10 protein-coding genes are annotated in these 19,925 nt (G+C 71.2%); 3 read left to right on the top strand and 7 right to left on the bottom strand.

Translation table 11 applies throughout. The features are described 5' to 3' along the window. Positions 1–104: 104 nt before the first annotated feature. The 6 genes from KALB_RS12535 to KALB_RS12510 all read right to left on the bottom strand — a co-directional run bounded on the left by KALB_RS12535 (position 105) and on the right by KALB_RS12510 (position 4,976). Positions 105–416 (bottom strand): hypothetical protein, encoded by a 312-nt coding sequence (locus tag KALB_RS12535; protein ID WP_148309450.1) that lies wholly within the window; start codon positions 414–416, stop codon positions 105–107. Positions 417–444: 28 nt separating this feature from the next. Further along, positions 445–888: a hypothetical protein gene (locus KALB_RS43830; protein ID WP_025356060.1), complete on the bottom strand. Its 444-nt coding sequence runs from the start codon at positions 886–888 to the stop codon at positions 445–447. Between the two features lie 102 nt (positions 889–990). Further along, a complete protein-coding gene (locus KALB_RS12525; protein ID WP_025356059.1) occupies positions 991–1,662 on the bottom strand; it encodes a response regulator in 672 nt (223 codons plus the stop codon). Further along, a complete protein-coding gene (locus tag KALB_RS12520; protein ID WP_025356058.1) occupies positions 1,659–2,891 on the bottom strand; it encodes a sensor histidine kinase in 1,233 nt (410 codons plus the stop codon). Before KALB_RS12520 ends, KALB_RS12525 begins: the two co-directional genes overlap by 4 nt. Positions 2,892–2,901: 10 nt before the next feature. After that, positions 2,902–4,473, bottom strand: coding sequence for a PH domain-containing protein (locus KALB_RS12515; RefSeq protein ID WP_025356057.1), 1,572 nt, complete (start codon positions 4,471–4,473; stop codon positions 2,902–2,904). Then, the gene (locus tag KALB_RS12510) at positions 4,470–4,976 is read right to left on the bottom strand and encodes a PH domain-containing protein (protein ID WP_025356056.1); all 507 of its coding nucleotides are present in this window, start codon (positions 4,974–4,976) and stop codon (positions 4,470–4,472) included. Before KALB_RS12510 ends, KALB_RS12515 begins: the two co-directional genes overlap by 4 nt. A gap of 254 nt (positions 4,977–5,230) precedes the next feature. Here KALB_RS12510 and KALB_RS12505 point away from each other — a divergent pair, with 254 nt between their 5' ends. From KALB_RS12505 to KALB_RS12495, 3 genes are all read left to right on the top strand, one after another. Next, positions 5,231–5,911 (top strand): response regulator, encoded by a 681-nt coding sequence (locus tag KALB_RS12505; RefSeq protein WP_025356055.1) that lies wholly within the window; start codon positions 5,231–5,233, stop codon positions 5,909–5,911. A gap of 154 nt (positions 5,912–6,065) precedes the next feature. After that, positions 6,066–6,857 carry an NAD-dependent epimerase/dehydratase family protein gene (locus KALB_RS12500; RefSeq protein WP_201771914.1) on the top strand — a complete coding sequence of 264 codons (792 nt, stop codon included), beginning with the start codon at positions 6,066–6,068 and terminating at the stop codon, positions 6,855–6,857. Between the two features lie 65 nt (positions 6,858–6,922). Beyond that, positions 6,923–18,601, top strand: coding sequence for a type I polyketide synthase (locus KALB_RS12495; RefSeq protein ID WP_025356053.1), 11,679 nt, complete (start codon positions 6,923–6,925; stop codon positions 18,599–18,601). Here the strand turns inward: KALB_RS12495 and KALB_RS12490 are convergent. Next, on the bottom strand, positions 18,584–19,921 hold the full coding sequence (locus tag KALB_RS12490) for an MFS transporter (RefSeq protein WP_025356052.1): 1,338 nt from the start codon (positions 19,919–19,921) through the stop codon (positions 18,584–18,586). The two genes, KALB_RS12495 and KALB_RS12490, sit on opposite strands and share 18 nt — an antisense overlap. Between the last annotated feature and the right edge of the window lie 4 nt (positions 19,922–19,925).

The raw sequence follows: 19,925 nt of genomic DNA, 5'->3' as shown, positions 1-19,925 counted from the left end.
GCGGGACTCGGCCGCCCCAGGGCGGGACTCGGGTTTGTTGGGGGAACAGCGAAGACCCGCCCATCGCGCGGATGGGCGGGCCTCGCGGCGCCGTCAAGCAGGGATCAGGCGGAACGCTTGAGGCGGTTCTCCGCGGAGATCACCAGCGATACACCGATCACCAGGATGACCACGGCGACACCGATGACCGTCCACTGCTGCACGCCCTCCTGCATCATGATCTTCGCCTCGGCGATGCCGCCGAGCCCGATCACGTTGAGCGTGTGCGCCCGGCCCATGCGCCGGTTCTCCTTGGAGTTCTTGGGCACCTTCTTCCAGACAGAGGCCAGTCCGAACGAGGCGGAGACCGTCCACAGGAAGAAGATGAGCAGGACGACTCCGGCGGCCCCGCCTGCGATCAGACGCCACTGTTCCACGATGTGCACCTTCCTCGGTGTTGCCGGTTCAGCCGGCCAGGCCGGCGTTGTGCGCGGTGCGCATCCACTGGGCGAGCATGCCGTACCAGCGGACGTTGTCGGAGCGCTCCACGAACCAGCGGTAGTTGAGCAGCAGGTAGACCTCGACCTCGTTCTTCAACCGCAGCACCACGGGAGCCCCGAACCTGCGCACCCCGCCACCGATGAACCGGCCGTACAGCTCGGTGAACTCGTGGCTGATGTCCAGGATCTGGCTCGGGTAGATGCTGACGTCACCGGTGCTGTCCCAGTCGCCGAGCACGAGCCGGTTGCCGTACAGGCTGGCTGTGCCCCGCCTCGGGAACAGCACCTTCTGGTTGATCATCGCCTTGGCGAACGCCGCCTTGCTGGTGACGGCCAGGTCGGCCGCCGTAGTGGCGATGTAGCCGTCCCGCGCGAGCAACGCGTCCGGGTCGACGGTGAGATCTGCCATGCGCACCATTGTGGTGCTGATGATCAGCAGCCCACAGTGGGCAATGGGCTAGTACCGGGTGCCAAGGGTAGCTTGCCGTTACGACTTTGGTCGTAGCGCGACTCACGCACTGTTCGCATCATGGGCCAAAAGGGCGATCTGCACTCGGTTGTTCAGGTCCAACTTGGCCAGCAGACGGGTGATGTGCGCCTTGACCGTGGGCACGCTCATGAACAGCTCGGAGGCGATCTCGGCGTTGGTCTTGCCCTCGCCGATGGCCATCGCCACCTCGCGCTCGCGCTCGGAGAGCTGTCCGAGCAGGTCGAGTGCCTTGCGCTGGCGGCTGGGCGCGGCGTCGTCGGCCACGTGGTTGATCAGCTGCCTGGTCACCGTCGGCGAGAGGATCGGCTCACCGGCGGACACGCGCAGGATCGCGTCCACGATCTCGGCGGGCGGGGTGTGCTTGAGCAGGAAACCACTGGCACCGGCCCGCAGCGCGCGCAGCACGTTCTCGTCGGTGTCCATCGTGGTCAGCATGATGACCTCGGGCGGATCGGCCCTGCGCCGCAGCTGCTGGGCGGCGACCAGACCGTCCACCTCGGGCATGCGGATGTCCATCAGCACGATGTCCGGCCGGTGCTTGTCCACCGCCGCGGGCACCTCGGCACCGTTGGTGGCCTCGCCGACGATCTCCAGCTCGGCCGTGCCGCCCAGCATCGTGCGCAGGCCGCTGCGCACGAGCGGGTCGTCGTCGACGATCAGGAGCCGGATCGGCGACCGCTGCTGCTCGTTCATGACGGCCAGGGTAGCCAAGCCCACAGCCGGAACTCCCCGGCAGTGGTGCGTCCGTGCTCCAACCGGCCACCGGCCAGCGTCGCCCGCTCGGTCAGCCCGGCCAGACCCGCGCCCGCCCCAGGCACGGCACCGCCCGCCTGCCTGGGCCGCGTGCCCTGTAGCGCGTTGCGCATCTCGATCACCAGCCCCTCCGCCTTGGCCCCGCTGACCTGGACGTGCACGGTGACCTGCGGCGCGTGCTTACGCGCGTTGGTCAGCCCCTCCTGCACGATCCGGTAGGCGTTGCGCCCCAACCCGGCGGGTGCGTCCTCCACGTGCTGCACGTCCATGACGAACGCGACGTCCATGCCCGCCTGCTCGCTCTCCCGCACCAGGTCGGGAAGATCGGCCAGCGTGATCTGCGGACGCTGCGGCTCGCCGATGGACTCGGGGTCCCGCAGCACGTAGATCACCTCGCGCAGGTCCACAAGGGACTGGTGCGCGCTGGCCCTGATCACCCCGGCCGCCTTGGCGATCTCCTCGGCGGGGGCGTCGGGCCGGAACTCCAGTGCGCCCGCGTGCATGCTCAGCAGGGACAGCCGGTGCGCCAGCACGTCGTGCATCTCGCGGGCGATCCGCTCGCGCTCGCGCAGCTTCGCCTGGTCCACGCGCAGTTCCTGCTCGGTCTCGGCGCGGCGGGTCCGCTCGGCCAGGGACATCACCAGTTGCCGCCGGGCGCGGATGGCCACCCCGTAGCCCACGGCGAGCACGGTCAGCGCGGAGGCGAAGCCGACCGCCGTCCAGTAGGTGGTCGGGGTCTCCGGGTCGATCGGGTTGATCCTGAACTCGAGCAGGGAGGAGCCGATGCTGAGCAGGGTCAGCGCCAGGGCCACACCGATCTTGCGGTGCACCGCGACGGTGAACATCGCGACGAAGCTGGCCCCCGCGACCGTGGGGTAGAGCACCGACAGCAGGATCAGCAGCAGCGCGATGGCCACCGGCCAGCGGCGCCGGAACCAGACCGCCCCGCAGGCCAGCATGCCCAGCAGCAGGTTGAACGCGGGCGACTCGGGGAAGCTGTCGTCCAGCGAGTTCACGAAGAACGGCACCGAGCCCGCCGCCGCGGCGAACAGGAAGCACAGCGTGTCCACGATCCAGTCGCGCACGGACCGGGGCTGGAGGGGCCCGTCATCGCCGGGGTCGCCGCCCAGGCCCGCGGGCAACAGTCCGGGATGGTCGGGCCCGGTCACTCTGCCCTCGTCACTGTGCACGGTCGAGGATGTTACGTGTCGTCACATCCTCCTCGGTACCGACCGGGGTCGCGGTGGGGGTAGACCTTCGGCGCAGGAAGGGGGCCAGCAGTCCGGGCACCGCCTCGTCCGCGAAGGACAGTCCCTCGGAAACGCCGACGTCGCGCACCTTGTAGCACCCGCGCTTGCCCGCCGAGGTGATGGCCGACACCGTGGCCAGCCCGGACAGCCGCTGCGTCGGCGAGCGCACGACCCGCCAGCCGATCACGCCGTCGGTGCGCACGGCCACGGTGCTGCGGGTGATCGCCCCGTACCGGGTCACCAGGTAGGCCCCGGTCAGGCCGTGCCCGAGCGCGCGGTAGGCGTCCATGGCCAGCGCTGCGCAGATCGGCACGAGCGGGATGGCGGTGATCCACGCGGCGGTGAGCAGGTTCGGCGACACGGTGAGCCCGCCGAGCACCAGCAGTCCGAGCACGCCGAGCACGACCCAGGCCGCGCGCACGAAACGGCGGCGCAGCGCGGGTTTGGGGTGCCCGGTCAGCCGGGTGGACGCGGTCGGCGAGGGGAACTGCTCGGCCACGGCGGCGGCGATCCGGTCGGCCTCCGGCTTGGGGATGGCCGGGGTCAGCACGTGGATCTTCGTGTGCTCCTCGTGGCCGCCGGTGAGCCCGGTGGCGATGGCCTCCACGCGGGCGGCACCGGCCAGGCGCATCAGCAGCGGCTGGCGGACCTCCACACCCCGCATCCGGCGGCGGTCGATCGCCACCTGGCGGGTGGTCAGCAGGCCCCTGCGCACCCGGTAGGTGTGCTTGTTGGGCCGCTCCAGGCGGTAGTTCCACCACTCCTCGACGAACGCGACCAGGCTGCTGAGCACGCCCAGCACCAGGGTCACCAGGCCGAGGGTGACGAACACCTCCGTGGTCGAGGCGGTGCCGAAGAAGCGGATCACCGCGTCCAGCAGGACATCGATGTGCACGCCGAACCAGTCGACCACCCTGGTCAGCGCGCCCACGATGATCACGATGCTGAGCACGCCCCACGCGGTCAGCGGGGCGTAGCGGATCCAGGCCCAGTCCAGCTTGGCCAGCACACCGTCCTCGGGCGCCTGCTCGGGCTCGGTGGCCGCGGAGTTGGCCCGCTGCAACAACTCCTCGCGCAGCTGCTGGCCCGCGGCGCGGGAGAGCGAGGCGAGCTTGAGTTCCTGGGCCCCGTGCGAGTGGTGCTCACCCGTGCCGATGCGCACCACGGCGATGCCCAGCACCCGGTGGATCGGGTTGGCGGTCAGGTCCACCCTGCGGATGCGCTCCAGCCGGATCGACTTGTGCTGGCGCAGCAGCAATCCCTTGCGCAGCTCGAAGAGCTCCTCGGTGACCCGGTAGCCGGTGGTCAGCAGCTGCACCGCCTCGAAGCAGCTCACCAGCAGGAAGCAGCAGGTCAGCACGCCGAGCCGGATCAGCGCGTCGCGGTTGAAGTCCCCACCGGTGAACAGCGCGTACAGGGCGACGGAGCCGATCGGCGGGCCGAGCCACTTCAGGTGCACCGCAAGGGTTCTGCGGTCCAGCCGCTGCCACTGGCCGATCACGTGGCGTCCCCCGGCGTGTCCTGGGTGCGCCGGGTCAGGTGCCGCACGATGCCCTGCGCGGCGTCCGGGGTCAGCCCCTCGATGCGCACCGGGCCCGCCGCCGAGGCGGTGGTGACCCGGACGCTGGACAGGCCGAACAGCAGTTGCAGCGGCCCGCGCTGCATGTCCACGGTCTGGATGCGCGACAGCGGGGCGACCCGCCACTCCTGCCAGAGCCAGCCCGAGGAGGTGTAGACGGCGTCCCGGCTGGTCTCCCAGCGGTGCACCCGGAACCGCCAGTGCGGCATGACCAGCAGGTAGAGCAGGCCGAGCACCGCCGAGCAGGTGGTGATCGCGGTGGGCGTCGGCCCCCAGTCGGAGAACCAGGAGAACACCAGGTACTCCACGCCGAGCAGCAGGAGGGAGGTCAGCAGCGCCTGCGCCGTCCACCACCAGCGTGCGCGCGGATTCACCTGGTGCAGCGGCGGCCGCAGTTCGACCTCGACCTCTGTGCTTTGCGACATTGCCCCGAGCCTATCAGTCATGATTCGTCAACCATTATCGCCGATCAATTAGCACCTGCACCGTATCGGAGACAAGTATCCCTAGGTCGATGCTCCCCCTACCCAGGTAGCGATATTTCCCGACTGGGCACGGGACGCCCCCACCAGGGTTGTCGACTTTCGTTCGTTACCGCCGCGAGTGGCCGCTGTTAGCGTTTGTCTGGTTGATCGGGTCGAGCACCGGGAGCAGGACCGGTTGGGCGGAAAGGGCAGCCATGACCGCGCCGGTGTCGGTACTGATCGTCGATGACGACCCGCTGGTGCGAGCCGGACTGCGCGCCATTCTCGCCGCCGACCGGGACATCAGGGTGGTGGCCGAGGCCGAGGACGGCGGGCAGGTCGCCGGTCTGGTCAGCCAGCACGCCCCGGACGTGGTGCTGATGGACGTGCGCATGCCCGGGGTGGACGGGCTGACCGCCACCGAGCGGCTGTGCGCCCGCGCGCACCACGCGCAGGTGATCATGCTGACCTCGTTCAGCACCGAGGACACCGTGCTGCGCGCACTGCGCGCCGGGGCCACCGGCTTCCTGCTCAAGGACACCTCGCCGGCCGAGATCGTGCGCGCGGTGCACCGGGCGGCCTGCGGTGAGCCGGTGCTCTCCCCCGCCGTGACCCGGGGGCTGATCGCGCGGCTGGCCGAGCCCGCCGAGGACGAGGCCCGCGAGCTGGCCCGGCGCCGCCTTGCCGAACTGGGCGAGCGCGAACTGGCCGTGGCCAAGCGGGTCGGCCAGGGCAAGTCCAACCCGGTGATCGGCGTGGAGCTGTCCATGTCGGTGGCCGCGGTGAAGGCGCACGTCTCGCGGTTGCTGGTCAAGCTCAGGCTGCGCAACCGGCTGGACCTCGCCCTGCTCGCCGACGCCGCGGAGCTGACCGGCGACCAGGGCTACGAACACTAGTCATCCCACCAGATTCCGTTGACACCCCGCAATACGCGTGGCGAGACTTCCCTCGTCACTGCCACTCTCGGTCTTGGCTAATCACGTTTTTTCGGCAACGTATTCGACAGCAGGCGTGTCCCCCTCCGCCCCCGTCGGCGGCAGACGAAACGGAGTGGCAGTGGAAATCATCGGCAAGGGGTTCCTGTCGCGGCACCTGGAGGCGGCCTTCGGCGACCGCCACCCCGACACGACGGTCATCTGCGCCGGGGTCACCAGGACCACCAGCGCGGAGATCGCCGACTTCGACCGCGAGGCCGCTCTGGTGCACGAGACCGTGCGCCGCTGCAAGCGCACGGGCCGCACGCTGGTGTTCTTCTCCACCGCCTCGGACTCCATGTACGGGGCGGAGGGCTGCTCCGGCCACGAGGACGGGCCGGTCTACCCGATCTCCGCCTACGGCAGGCACAAGCTGTCCATGGAGGCGGTGCTGGCCAGTTCCGGGGCGGACTGGCTGGTGTTCCGGCTCAGCCACATCGTCGGCGAGGGCCAGCGCCCGCACCAGCTGATCCCCTCGCTGACCGCGCAGGTCCGCACCGGCCAGGTGACCCTGCACCGCAACGCCCACCGGGACCTGCTCGACGTGCGGCACATGGTCAAGGCGCTGGAGGGCGTGCTGGCCATCGGGGTGCGGCACCAGGTGATCAACGTGGCTTCCGGTGTGCTGGAACCGATCGAGCGCATCGTGGACGGCATCGAGCAGCGGCTGGGCGTGCGCGCCAGCCGCACCATGAAGGACGTCTACGTCACCACCACCAGGACCTCCACCGCGCGGCTGCGCATGCTGGTGCCGGAGTGGAACGAGATCGGCTTCGGCCCGGAGTACCTGCCCGGCCTGCTCGACCGCTACGTGGGCCCGGTCCGCGGCGAGGCCGAGTTCGTCGGCCAGGCGGCCCGCTCGCTGTAGGGTTTTACTTAGAACAGCCGGCACACGCCGCTGGTCAGGGCCCATTTCGCCGCATACTGCCAGGCATGGGTGACCCCACAGCGCAGGACCTCGGCGGCAGTGGCGACATCGCGATCGTCGGGCTGTCGTGCCGGTTGCCCGGCGCGGCCGACCCCGGCCGGTTCTGGGAGCTGCTCGCCAGTGGCGGGGACGCGGTCGGCCGTCCGCCGAAGCAGCGCTGGGGTGCCGAGTGGGGCGGGTTCCTGGACGAGGTGGACCGGTTCGACCCGGCCTTCTTCGGCATCTCACCGCGCGAGGCCGCCGCGATGGACCCCCAGCAGCGGCTCGCGCTGGAGCTGGCCTGGGAGGCCGTCGAGGACGCCCGCCTGCTGCCAGACGCCCTGCGGGGCAGCCACAGCGGCGTGTTCCTCGGCGCGATCTGGGGCGACTACGAGACGCTGACCCACCAGGCGGGCGCCCTTGGCCACCAGACCCTGGTCGGGGTGAACCGCGGTGTGATCGCCAACCGGGTCTCGCACGTGCTAGCACTGCACGGCCCGAGCCTGACCGTGGACACCGGGCAGTCCTCCTCGCTGGTGGCGGTGCACCTGGCCTGCGAGAGCCTGCGCCGGGGCGAGTCCGAACTGGCACTGGCCGGTGGCGTGAACCTGAGCCTGGCCCCGGAGAGCAACGCCGTGCTCAGCGAGTTCGGCGGGCTGTCCCCGGACGGCCGGTGCTTCACCTTCGACGAGCGCGCCAACGGGTTCGTGCGGGGTGAGGGCGGGGCCGTGGTGCTGCTCAAGCCGCTGGCCCGTGCGGTGGCCGACGGGGACCGGGTCTACTGCGTGATCCGTGGCAGCGCGGTCAACCACGACGGGGCCGACGAGGACCTGGTCGTGCCCAGTGTGCGGGCGCAGCGCGGGGTGCTCGCGGCGGCGTACCGCAAGGCCGGGGTGGACCCGGGCCAGGTGCAGTACGTGGAGCTGCACGGCACCGGCACCAAGGTCGGCGACCCGATCGAGGCCGCCGCACTGGGCGCGGTGCTGGGCAGGGGACGCACCGGATCGGCGCTGCGCGTGGGTTCGGCCAAGACCAACGTCGGCCACCTGGAGGCCGCGGCCGGTGCCGTCGGCCTCGTCAAGACCGCGCTGTCGGTGTTCCGCCGCCAGCTCGTGCCCAGCATCAACTTCGAGCGGCCCAACCCGCGCATCCCCCTGGACGAGCTGAACCTCCAGGTGCAGCAGGAGTTCGAGCCCTGGCCGGGCGAGGGGCCGCTGCTGGCGGGCGTCAGCTCCTTCGGCATCGGCGGCACGAACTGCCACGTGGTGCTGGGCGAGGGACCGGCGCCCAGCCAGGCAGCCGAGGCCGAGCCCGCGCTGGTGCCGTGGCTGATCTCCGGCCGCAGCCGCGAGGCGGTCCGCGCGCAGGCCGCCAAGCTCGTGTCCCATGTGGACGGTCTGAACCCGGTGGACGTCGGCCACTCGCTGGCGAGCTCGCGCAGCGCGTTCGAGCACCGGGCCGTGGTCGTCGGCACCGGCGAGGAGCTGCTGGCCGGTGCGCGGGCGCTGGCCGCAGGCGAACCGTGGAACCACCTGGCCGAGGGTGTGGCCGACGCGGGCGGCAAGGTGGTGTTCTCCTTCCCTGGACAGGGTTCGCACTGGATCGGCATGGCCGAGCAGCTGCTGGAGCAGTCCCCGGTCTTCGCGGCCAAGATGGCCGAGTGCGCGGCCGAGTGCGCCAGGTTCGTGGACTGGTCCCTGCTGGACGTGCTGCGCCAGGTGCCCGGTGCGCCCTCGCTGGAACGCATGGACGTGGTGCAGCCCGCGGCCTTCGCCGTGATGGTGTCCATGGCCGAGGTGTGGCGCACGCTCGGCGTGACCCCCGACGCCGTGGTGGGCCACTCGCAGGGTGAGGTGGCCGCGGCCCAGGTCGCGGGCGCACTGTCCCTTGAGGACGCTTTCCGGGTGATGGCCTTGCGGGGCAAGGCGATCCGTGACCAGCTCTCGGGCCAGGGCGGCATGGCGGCCGTGGCCTTGCCGGTGGAGCGGGTCGAGGAGCTGATCGCCCCCTGGACCGGCGCGCTGTCGATCGGCGCGGTGAACAGCCCGAGCTCCACGATCGTCTCGGGCAGTCCCGAGGACGTGGCGGCACTGGTGGAGCAGTGCACGGCGCAGGGCGTCCGGGCCAGGGTGGTCGTGATCGACTACGCCTCGCACTCCGCCAGGGTCGAGGTGATCCGCGAGCGGATGATCGCCGACCTGGCCTCGGTGACGCCGCGTCCCGGCCAGGTGCCGATGTTCTCCACCGTGACCGGCGACTGGATCGACCACAGCAAGCTCAACGGCGAGTACTGGTACAGCAACATCCGACACACGGTGCGCTTCCGCGACGCCGTGCGCGGGCTGGCCGAGACCGGGCACACGGTGTTCGTCGAGCTGGGCGCGCACTCGGTGCTGACCCTGGCCACGCAGGAGACCCTGGACGCCTGCGAGGTGGACAACCCGGTCGTCGTGGGCTCCACCCGGCGCGGGGACGGCGGCCTGGACCGGCTGCTGACCTCGGCCGCCGAACTGTACGTGCGCGGTGTGCCGGTGGACTGGTCGCAGTGCTTCGGGGACAAGGCGAAGCTGGTCGACCTGCCGACCTACGCCTTCCAGCGGCAGCGCTACTGGGTCGGCGAGTCGACCGAGCAGCAGGTCAGTCAGTCCATTGAGGACCCGACCGAGCTGGTGCGCGCGCACGTGGCCGCGGTGCTCGGCCTCAGCGACGCGTCCACGGTGCAGATGAAGCGCACGTTCAAGGACGCCGGTTACGACTCGGTCATGTCCGTGGAGCTGCGCAACAGGCTCAGCACCGCGACCGGTCTGCGGCTGCCCTCCGGACTGCTCTACAACTTCCCGACGCCAACCGAACTGGTCGCGCACCTACAGGACCAGTTGTCCGGTCAGCGCAACCTCGCCCGGCAGGTCGTGGCCGCGAAGGTCAGCGAGGAACCGATCGCCATCGTCGGCATGGCCTGCCGCTACCCCGGTGGGGTGCGCACGCCCGAGCAGCTGTGGCAGCTGCTCGCCGACGAGGTGGACGCGATCTCCGAGTTCCCCACCGACCGCGGCTGGGACCTGCGCGAGCTGTACCACCCGGATCCCGAGCACCAGGGCAGTTCCTACGCGCGCCACGGTGGTTTCCTGCACGACGCGGCCGAGTTCGACCCGGCCTTCTTCGGCATCTCCCCGCGCGAGGCCACCGCGATGGACCCGCAGCAGCGCCTGCTGCTGGAGGTCTCGTGGGAGGCGTTCGAGCGCGCGGGCATCGACCCGACCACCCTGCGCGGCAGCCAGAGCGGCGTGTTCGTCGGCGCCATGTCCCAGGACTACGGTCCCCAGCTGCACCAGGGCGCCGAGGGCTTCGACGGCTACCTGCTGACCGGCAACACCGCGAGCGTGGCCTCCGGGCGCCTGGCCTACACCCTGGGCCTGGAGGGTCCCGCGCTGACCGTGGACACGGCCTGCTCCTCCTCCCTGGTGGCACTGCACCTGGCGGTCCAGGCGCTGCGCAACGGGGAGTGCTCGCTGGCGCTGGCCGGTGGCGCGGCGGTCATGTCCTCGCCGGGCATCTTCGTGGAGTTCAGCCGCCAGCGTGGGCTGTCCCCGGACGGCCGGTGCAAGGCGTTCTCCGACAGCGCCGACGGCACGGGCTGGGCCGAGGGCGTGGGCATGCTGCTGGTGGAGCGGCTGTCCGACGCCCAGCGCAACGGCCACCGCGTGCTGGCCGTGGTGCGCGGGTCCGCGGTGAACCAGGACGGAGCCTCCAACGGGCTGACCGCCCCGAACGGCCCGTCCCAGGAACGCCTTATCCTGCAAGCACTCGCCAACGCCGGGCTGCGACCGTCCGATGTGGACGCCGTGGAGGCGCACGGCACCGGCACCACGCTCGGCGACCCGATCGAGGCGCACTCCGTGCTGGCCACCTACGGCCAGGACCGGGACAGGCCGCTGTGGCTGGGCTCGGCCAAGTCCAACATCGGGCACACCCAGGCCGCCGCCGGTGTCGCGGGCGTCATCAAGATGGTGCAGGCCATGCACCACGAGGTGCTGCCGAAGACCCTGCACGTCACCGAACCGTCCTCGCACGTGGACTGGTCGGCGGGCAAGGTGGAGCTGCTCACCTCCGCGCAGCCCTGGGACAGCGAGGTGCGTCGCGCGGGCGTGTCCTCGTTCGGCGTGAGCGGCACGAACGCCCACGTCATCATCGAGCAGGCGCCCGCGACCGAGCCCGAACCGGTCGGCGAGGACGCGGTGGTGCCGTGGCCGGTGACCGCCCGCAGCGCGGAAGCCGTGCAGGAGCAGGTTGATCGCCTGCGGAACGAGGTCAGCGGCCAGCGTTCGGTGGACGTGGGCTACTCGCTGGCCACGGGCCGTGCGGAGTTCGACCACCGCGCGGTGCTGATCGGTGACGTCCGCGTGGACGGAGTTGTCCTCCCGCAGGGCAAACGCGTGTTCGTCTTCCCCGGCCAGGGCTCGCAGTGGGTCGGCATGGCCGTGGACCTGCTCGGTTCCTCGCCTGCCTTCGCCTCGCGCATGGCCGAGTGCGCCGCCGCGCTGAGCGAGTTCGTCGACTGGGACCTGGTGTCCTCGCTGAGCGATCCCGCCGCGTTCGAGCGGGTCGACGTCGTGCAGCCCATGTCCTGGGCCGTGATGGTGTCGCTGGCCGAGGTGTGGCGCTCACACGGCATCACCCCGGACGCCGTTGTCGGCCACTCACAGGGTGAGATCGCCGCGGCCTGCGTGGCCGGCGCACTGTCCATTCAGGACGCCGCGCGCGTGGTTGCCCTGCGCAGCAAGGCGATCGCCGAGGTGCTGGCGGGTCGTGGCGGCATGGTGTCGGTGGCTCTTCCGCTGGCCGAGGTCGAGCCGCTGCTGGACGAGCGGATCAGCATCGCGGCGTTCAACGGCCCGTCCTCGATCGTCGTGGCCGGTGATCCGCAGGCCCTGGACGAGTTGGTGGCCTCCTGCGAGCGGGCTCGCCGCATCCCGGTGGACTACGCCTCGCACACCGCCCACGTGGAGCTGATCGCCGACCGGCTGGCCGAGGTGCTCGCCCCGATCAGCCCGCGCACCGCGGAAATCCCGTTCTTCAGCACGGTGACCGGGGACTGGATCGACACCGGGGCGCTGGACGCGGGCTACTGGTACACCAACCTGCGGCAGACCGTGCTGTTCGAGAAGGCCGTTCGTGGGCTGGCCGACAGCGGGCACACGACCTTCGTCGAGGTGTCCTCCCACTCGGTGCTGACCTCCGGCCTCCAGGACGTCGTGGACGGCACGGTCGTGGGCACCCTGCGGCGCAACGAGGGCACGCTGGTCCGGTTCTACACCTCGTTGGCCGAGCTGTACGTGCGCGGGGTGGAGCCGGACTGGTCCGCGATCTTCCCGGCCGACGCGCGCCGCGTCGACCTGCCGACCTACGCCTTCCAGCGGCAGCGCTACTGGTTGGAGGCGCCCAAGCCGCGCAGCGCCGCCGACCCGGTGGACGCCGCGTTCTGGGCGGCCGTGGAACGCGAGGACCTGGAGTCGCTGTCGGCCAGCCTGGCCGTGGAGCAGTCCGCGCTGGGCGAGGTGCTGCCCGCGCTGTCCACCTGGCGCAGGCTCCAGCGTGAGGAGTCCACTGTGGACTCGTGGCGCTACCGGATCACCTGGAAGCCGCTCAACTCCGCCCCCGGCAGGCTCTCCGGCACCTGGCTGGTCATCGCGCCGGAGGGCGCCGACACGAGCCTGCTGGAGGGCAGCGGGGCCGAGGTGCTGGTCAATGCCCCGTTGGACGGCCTGAACCCCGCCGGGGTGCTGTCCCTGCTGGAGTGCCCGTCGGAGACCGTCAAGCTGGTGCAGGACCTGGGCGCTGCGGGCATCGAGGCCCCGCTGTGGGTCGGCACGCGTGGCGCCGTGTCCACTGGGGACGCCGATCCGCTGACCAACCCGTTGGCGGCACAGCTGTGGGGCCTGGGCCGGGTCATCGCCCTGGAGCACCCCAAGCGCTGGGGCGGCCTGGTCGACCTGCCCGAGCGGCTGGACGAGCGGGCCACCGCGCGGTTGTGGGCGGTGCTGGGCGGGATCGAGGACCAGGTCGCGTTGCGGGCCAGCGGCGCGTTCGGCCGCCGGATCGTGCACGCGCGGACCGAGGGCGCGCCGCCCGCACGCCGCTGGCAGCCCCGCGGCACGGTGCTGATCACCGGCGGGACCGGCGCGCTGGGCACGCACCTGGCCCGCTGGCTGGCCGGTCAGGGCGCCACGCACGTCGTGCTGACCAGTCGCAGCGGCCGGGCCGCGGACGGGCTGACCGCCGAACTGGCCGCGCAGGGCTGCGAACTGGTGGTCGCCGCGTGCGACGTCACCGACCGGGATTCCCTGGCAGCACTGGTGACGAGCCTGACCACGCAGGGCTCGGTGATCCGCACGGTGATCCACGCCGCGGGCATCTCCCCGCTCGCCCCGGTTGAAGGCCTGACCGCCGAGGAGATCGCCGAGGTCGCCGCGCCGAAGGTCACCGGCTCGCTGAATCTGGTCGAGGTGCTGGACGGCACCCAACTGGACGCGCTCGTGCTGTTCTCCTCGATCTCGGGGACCTGGGGCGTCGCCGACCACGCCGCCTACGCCATGGCCAACGCCTTCCTGGACGCCTTCGCCCAGCAGCAGCGGGATCGCGGGGTGCCCGCGCTGTCGGTGGCCTGGGGCCCATGGTCGGGCGGCGGCATGATCGCCGAGGAGTTGCAGGACGTGCTCCGGCGACGGGGCGTGCCGGTGATCGACCCCGAGCCCGCGATCGCCGGGCTGCGCCAGGCCCTGAACCACCAGGACACGTTCATCGCCGTGGCCGAGGTGGACTGGGAGCGGTTCGTGCCCACGTTCACCACGCTGCGGCCCAGCCCGCTGCTGGACGAACTGCCCGAGACCGCGCGGTTGTCGCAGGCCGAGGTCAAGGAGGAGACCGGTTCCTCCTTGCACGGCAAGCTGTCCGGCCTGCCCGCCGCGGAGGTCGACCGGGTGCTGGTGGAACTGGTCCGCGAGCACACCGCCAAGGTGCTCGGACACGCCGACCCGGCGCTGGTCGACACCGAGCGCGCGTTCAAGGACATCGGCTTCGACTCGCTGACCGCCGTGGACCTGCGCAACCGGCTCACCGAGGCCACCGGCCTGCGGCTGCCCAGCACGCTGGTGTTCGACCACCCCACGCCCGAGGCGCTGGCCGCCCACCTGCGCTCCGAGGTGCTCGGATCCGTTCAGGCGGTCAAGGACGACTCGGTGGTCGCGGCGTCCACAGAGGACCCGATCGCGATCGTGGCGATGGGCTGCCGACTGCCCGGCGGGGTGCGCTCCCCCGAGGACCTGTGGCGGATCGTGGCCGAGGGCGCCGACGTGATGTCCGGCATGCCCACCGACCGCGGCTGGGACCTCACCGGGATCTACGACCCGAACCCGGACGCCCCCGGCACGACCTACGTGCGCACCGGTGGCTTCCTGTACGACAGCGGGGAGTTCGACGCCGAACTGTTCGGCGTCTCACCGCGCGAGGCGCTGGCCACCGACCCGCAGCAGCGCCTGTTGCTGGAGACGGTCTGGGAGACCATCGAGCGGGCGGGCATCAACCCGCAGTCCCTGCGCGGCAGCCGGACCGGCGTGTTCGTCGGGCTGACCGAGCAGTACTACGGCGCCCCGAACCGGCGTTCCCCCGACGGGGACGAGGGCTACCTGGTCACCGGAGACGTGTCCAGCGTGGCCTCCGGCCGGATCGCCTACGTGCTCGGCCTGGAGGGCCCGGCCATCACCCTGGACACGGCCTGTTCGTCCACTTTGGTCGCACTGCACCTGGCCGCCCAGGCGGTGCGGCAGGGTGAGTGCGAGCTGGCGCTGGCCGGTGGCGCGATGGTCATGGCCACCCCCTCCCAGTTCCTCGGCTTCTCCCGCCAGCGCGGGCTCGCCCAGGACGGCCGCTGCAAGCCGTTCTCCTCGCGGGCGGACGGGTTCGCCCTGTCCGAGGGCGTCGGCGTGCTCATGGTGGAGCGGCTGTCCCAGGCCAGGCAGCACGGGCACCCGGTGCTGGCGGTGCTGCGCGGGTCGGCCGTCAACTCCGACGGGGCCAGCAACGGCCTGACCGCGCCGAGCGGTCCCGCCCAGCAGCGGGTGATCCGCCAGGCGCTGGCCAGCGCGGGCCTTCGACCGTCCGAAGTGGACGCCGTCGAGGCGCACGGCACCGGCACCACCCTGGGCGACCCGATCGAGGCGAACGCCCTGCTGGCCACCTACGGCCAGGACCGGGACGAGCCGCTGTGGATCGGCTCGGTCAAGTCCAACATCGGGCACACGCAGACCGTGTCCGGCATCTCCGGCGTGATCAAGATGGTGGAGGCCATGCGGCACGGGGTGCTGCCCCGCAGCCTGCACGCCGAGGCACCGACCGAGCACGTGGACTGGAGCACCGGCAAGGTCCGGCTACTGGACGAGAACCGGCCGTGGCCCGCCGAGGGCCGCCCGCGCCGCGCCGGGATCTCGGCGTTCGGCATCAGCGGCACCAACGCCCACGTCATCATCGAGCAGCCCGCCGAGCCCGAACCGGTGGAGCCCGCTGCCGCCACGGAAGGCTTCGTGCCGTGGGTCCTCAGTGGACACACACCCGAGGCGCTGCGGGACCAGGCCCATGCGCTGCGCGAGCACCTGCTCGCCAACCCGCAGCTGCGCCCGGCCGATGTGGCCCGCTCACTGGCCAGTACCCGCGCGAGCTTCGAGTACCGGGCCGTGGTGCTCGCCGAGGCGCTGAACACCGGCACGCAAGCGCTTGCGGCACTGGACAACTCCCCCAACGTGATCACCGGCTCGGCCCGAGCCGGACGCACGGCCTTCCTGTTCTCCGGGCAGGGTGCGCAGCGCGCGGGCATGGGCCGTGAACTGTACGAGGCGTTCCCGGTGTTCGCTGACGCGCTGGACGCGGTGCTGGCCCGGTTCGACCTGCCGCTGCGCGAGGTCATGTTCGGCGAGTCCGAACTGTTGAACCAGACCGAGTACACGCAGGCGGCCCTGTTCGCCATCGAGGTCGCGCTCTACCGGCTCGTCGAGTCCTGGGGCCTCACCCCGGACTACCTGATCGGACACTCGATCGGTGAACTCGCCGCCGCGCACGTCGCAGGCGTTCTGTCCCTTGAGGACGCGTGCAGGCTGGTTGCGGCTCGCGGTCGGTTGATGCAGGCGCTGCCGACTGGTGGCGCGATGATCGCGATCCAGGCCACCGAGGACGAGGTCCGTCCGCTGCTGACCGACCGGGTGTCGATCGCGGCGATCAACGGCCCGCGCTCGGTCGTGGTCTCCGGGGACGAGGACGCCGCGCAAGCGATTGCCGACCAGTTCGCCGACCGCAAGACCCGCAAGCTGACGGTCAGCCACGCGTTCCACTCCCCGCGCATGGACCCCATGCTGGCGGAGTTCAAGTCACTAGCTGACCAATTGACTTATTCACTTCCGATCATTCCCATCGTCGGCAACACCGAGGGCGACCCCACCACCCCCGAGTACTGGGTGCGCCACGTCCGCGAGGCCGTGCGTTTCCACGAAGGCATCACCAAGCTGCACGAGCTGGGGGTGAGCCGGTACCTGGAACTCGGCCCGAGCGGGGTGCTCACCGCGATGGCCCAGGACAGCCTGCCCGAGGGTGAGGCCGTACTGGTCCCCGCGCTGCGCAAGGACCGCGACGAGGTCTTCGCCATCACCAGTGCGGTGTCCACTTTGCACGTTCACGGTTTCTCCCCCGACTGGGAGCGGATCGTGCAGGGCGAGGTGGTCCCGCTGCCGACCTACGCGTTCCAGCACCAGCGCTACTGGCTCTACGACAAGGCCGGGTCGGCGCCGACCAGCAAGGTCGACGCCTGGCGGTACCGGATCCAGTGGAAGCCCGTCACGGCAGGCGGCAAGGCGCTGACCGGCAACTGGCTGGCGATCGTCCCCATGGGACACTCCGCGCTGGCCGATGCCCTGCGCGCACAGGGTTTGACCGTCACCGAGGACTGGACCAGCATCGCTGGCCACCACGACGGCATCCTGTCCTTCCTGTCGCTGGACGAGCTGCCCCACCCCGTGCACCCGTCGATGACCCGCGGCACCGCCGCCACCGTCGAACTGGTCAACGCCGGGCACAGCGCCCCGATCTGGTGCGTCACCAGCGGTGCCGTGTCCACCGGCCCAGAGGACCCGGTGACCAGCGCCGCGCAGGGCTCGACCTGGGGCCTGGGCGCGGTGCTCGGCCTGGACCACCCCGACCGCTGGGGCGGCCTGATCGACATCCCGGCGGACCACACCGACGACACGATCGCCCAGCTCGTCCGCGTGCTGGCCGACCCGGCCGGTGAGGACCAGCTCGCGATCCGCGCCTCGGGGACCTACGCGCGCCGCATGGTGCACGCACCGCGCCTGCGCGCCGGGAACGGCTGGCAGCCAAGGGGAACCGTGCTGGTCACCGGCGGAACGGGTGCGCTGGGCGGCCACGTGGCCCGCTGGGCGGCACGGCAGGGCGCCGAGCACCTGATCCTGACCAGCCGTCGCGGGCGGGAGGCCACGGGCGCCGCGGAGCTGGAGTCGGAGCTGATCGAGCTGGGCGCACGGGTGACGATCGCGGCCTGCGACACGGGTGATCGCGAGGCGCTGGCGAAGCTGCTCGCCGCCGAGGAGGTCGACGCCGTGGTGCACACCGCGGGCGTCGCGCAGGAGGAGATGCCGCTGTCCAGGATGAGCCTGGCGGAGTTCGCCGAGTTCGGGCGGGCCAAGCGTGGCGGCGCGATGTACCTGGACGAGTTGCTGGCCGACCGCGAGTTGGACGCCTTCGTGGTGTTCTCCTCGGTGTCGGCGGTCTGGGGTAACGGCGGGTCCTCCGCCTACGCCAGCGCCAACGGTTTCCTGGACGGGCTGGCGTTCCAGCGCCGGGCCAGGGGCAGGACGGCCACCTCGGTCGTGTGGGGTGCCTGGGGTGGCGGCGGCATGGTCGACCCGGCCACCGAGGACAAGCACCGGCGGCACGGCGTTCCGGTGATGGACCCCGAGCTGGCGATCAGCGCGCTGCAACAGGCCGTTGAGGACGACGAGACCCAGCTGATCGTGGCCGATGTGGTGTGGGAGACCTTCGCCCCCGCGCTGAGCTTCGCGCGGCCGCGCCCGCTGCTGCACGACCTGCCCGAGTTGCAGGAGGAGCCCGCGACCGAGGTTCCCCAGCAGGGCAACGACCTCGTGCAGCGGCTGCTCGGCATGAGCGAGGAGGACCAGCTGCACACGCTGACCGAACTCGTGCACGCCGAGACCGCGCACGTGTTGGGGCACAGCGGGACCAGCTCGGTGCGCGGCGGCAAGGCGTTCAAGGAGCTGGGTTTCGACTCGCTGACCGGTGTCGAGCTGCGCAACAGGCTCAACGCCGCCACCGGGTGCACGATCAGCTCCACGGCGGTGTTCGACCACCCGACGCCCAAGGCGCTGGCCGCGCACCTGCGCGAGGAACTGCTCGCCGGTGCCGTGCCGGAGCTGGACGTGTTGGGCGAACTGGACAAGCTGGAGCGCGCGCTGGCCAACTCCGCCCCGGACGGGGAGCTGCGCGCCAAGATCGGCGGGCGGTTGCAGGCCCTGCTGTCCCAGTTCGGCGGCGGCAGCCCTGCCGTCACCGATGAGGACCTGGACCTGGAGCTGGCCAGCGACGAGGAGATGTTCGACCTGATCGAGAAGGAACTAGGAGGGCTGGACTGAGTTCAGCTCCTCCAGGGCCACGCCGGTGGTGCGTGGCCCGAGCACTGCCACGTCCAGGGCCAGCAGCACCATCGCGCCAGCGATCAGCGCGAACAACAGGCCGCTGTCCTGGGCCAGCGGCAGCAGCACGAAGGGCATCAACCCCGTTGCCAGCCTGGACAACGAGTAGATGCCGCTGACCGCCGTGCCGCGCACCGCGGTCGGGAAGATCTCCGCCTGGTAGATGTGGAACGCGTTGGAGAACACGTTGCTGACCGCGGTGTAGCCGAAGCCCAGCAGCACGATCCAGGTGGTGCTCGTGGCGGAGCCGAAGGCGATGCCGAACGCCGCCATGCCCAGTGCCGAGCCGATCACCAGGTGCTTGCGCTCGATCCGCTCCACGATCGGCACCGACAGGGCCGAGCCGATCGGGTAGCCCAGGAAGGTCACCGCGCTGAACAGCAGGGACTGCACGACCGGATAGCCCTTGGCCACCAGCACCAGCGGCACCAGCGTGCCGAACCCGTAGTAGCCAACGGGTTGCAGCACCTGGAGCACCACCATCATGATCGTGCGCCGCCGGTAGGGCGGGCGCAGCAGCACACCGAGACCGCCGTCCTGCCTGGTGTCCACTGTGGCCGGTTCGACTGGATCGGGCAGCGGGGTCCCGGCCTGCGCCTCGAAGCGCCGCACGATGGCCTCCGCCTCCTCGGTGCGGCCCACGGCCTCCAGCCACCTCGGCGACTCGGGCAGCCCCGCACGCAGCGCGAAGACCAGCACCGAACCCAGTGCTCCCAGCACGAACATCCAGCGCCAGCCCTCGATGCCCAGCGGCGCGATCGGCACCAGCCACTGCCCCAGGAAGCCCACCGCCGGGAAACCGAGGAAGCCGAAGGTGTAGGCCAGCGCGGTGTACCGCCCCCGGTCGCGCGCCGGGAGCAGGTCACCGAGATAGGTGTCCGCCAGTGCCGGTTCCGCCCCGATGCCGAACCCGGCGCACAGCCGGGCCAGCACCAGCACCACCGGGTCGAAGCTGAACGCGCCCACCAGCGAGAACACCGAGTAGACCGCCGTGCTGAGCAGGAAGGCCCGCCTGCGGCCCAGCCGGTCCGCCATCCGCCCGAGGGTCAGCGCGCCCACGAACATGCCCAGGAAGGCCGAGGACAGCACCAGGGCCTGCGCCGGTTTGCCCAGGTGGAACTGCGCGCCGAGCACGCCCCCGAGCACACCGGCCAGGAATATCTCGTAGAAGTCGAAGAACAGCCCGCACCCGACCGCCACCGTCGCCAACCGGTGCCCACGGGTGATCGGCAGGCGATTCATCCGCGCCGCAACCGTCACGGGC

Source organism: Kutzneria viridogrisea DSM 43870, assembly GCF_000525635.1.
In the GTDB taxonomy this organism is placed as follows: Bacteria; Actinomycetota; Actinomycetes; order Mycobacteriales; family Pseudonocardiaceae; genus Kutzneria; species Kutzneria viridogrisea.
This window is presented reverse-complemented; position numbering and strand designations above follow the sequence as displayed.

Bases quoted from the DNA above. Each gene is read 5' to 3' on its own strand.
- KALB_RS43830 (WP_025356060.1), bottom strand. From the start codon at position 888: ATGGCAGATCTCACCGTCGACCCGGACGCGTTGCTCGCGCGGGACGGC.
- KALB_RS12525 (WP_025356059.1), bottom strand. From the start codon at position 1,662: ATGAACGAGCAGCAGCGGTCGCCGATCCGGCTCCTGATCGTCGACGAC.
- KALB_RS12510 (WP_025356056.1), bottom strand. From the start codon at position 4,976: ATGTCGCAAAGCACAGAGGTCGAGGTCGAACTGCGGCCGCCGCTGCAC.
- KALB_RS12505 (WP_025356055.1), top strand. From the start codon at position 5,231: ATGACCGCGCCGGTGTCGGTACTGATCGTCGATGACGACCCGCTGGTG.
- KALB_RS12495 (WP_025356053.1), top strand. From the start codon at position 6,923: ATGGGTGACCCCACAGCGCAGGACCTCGGCGGCAGTGGCGACATCGCG.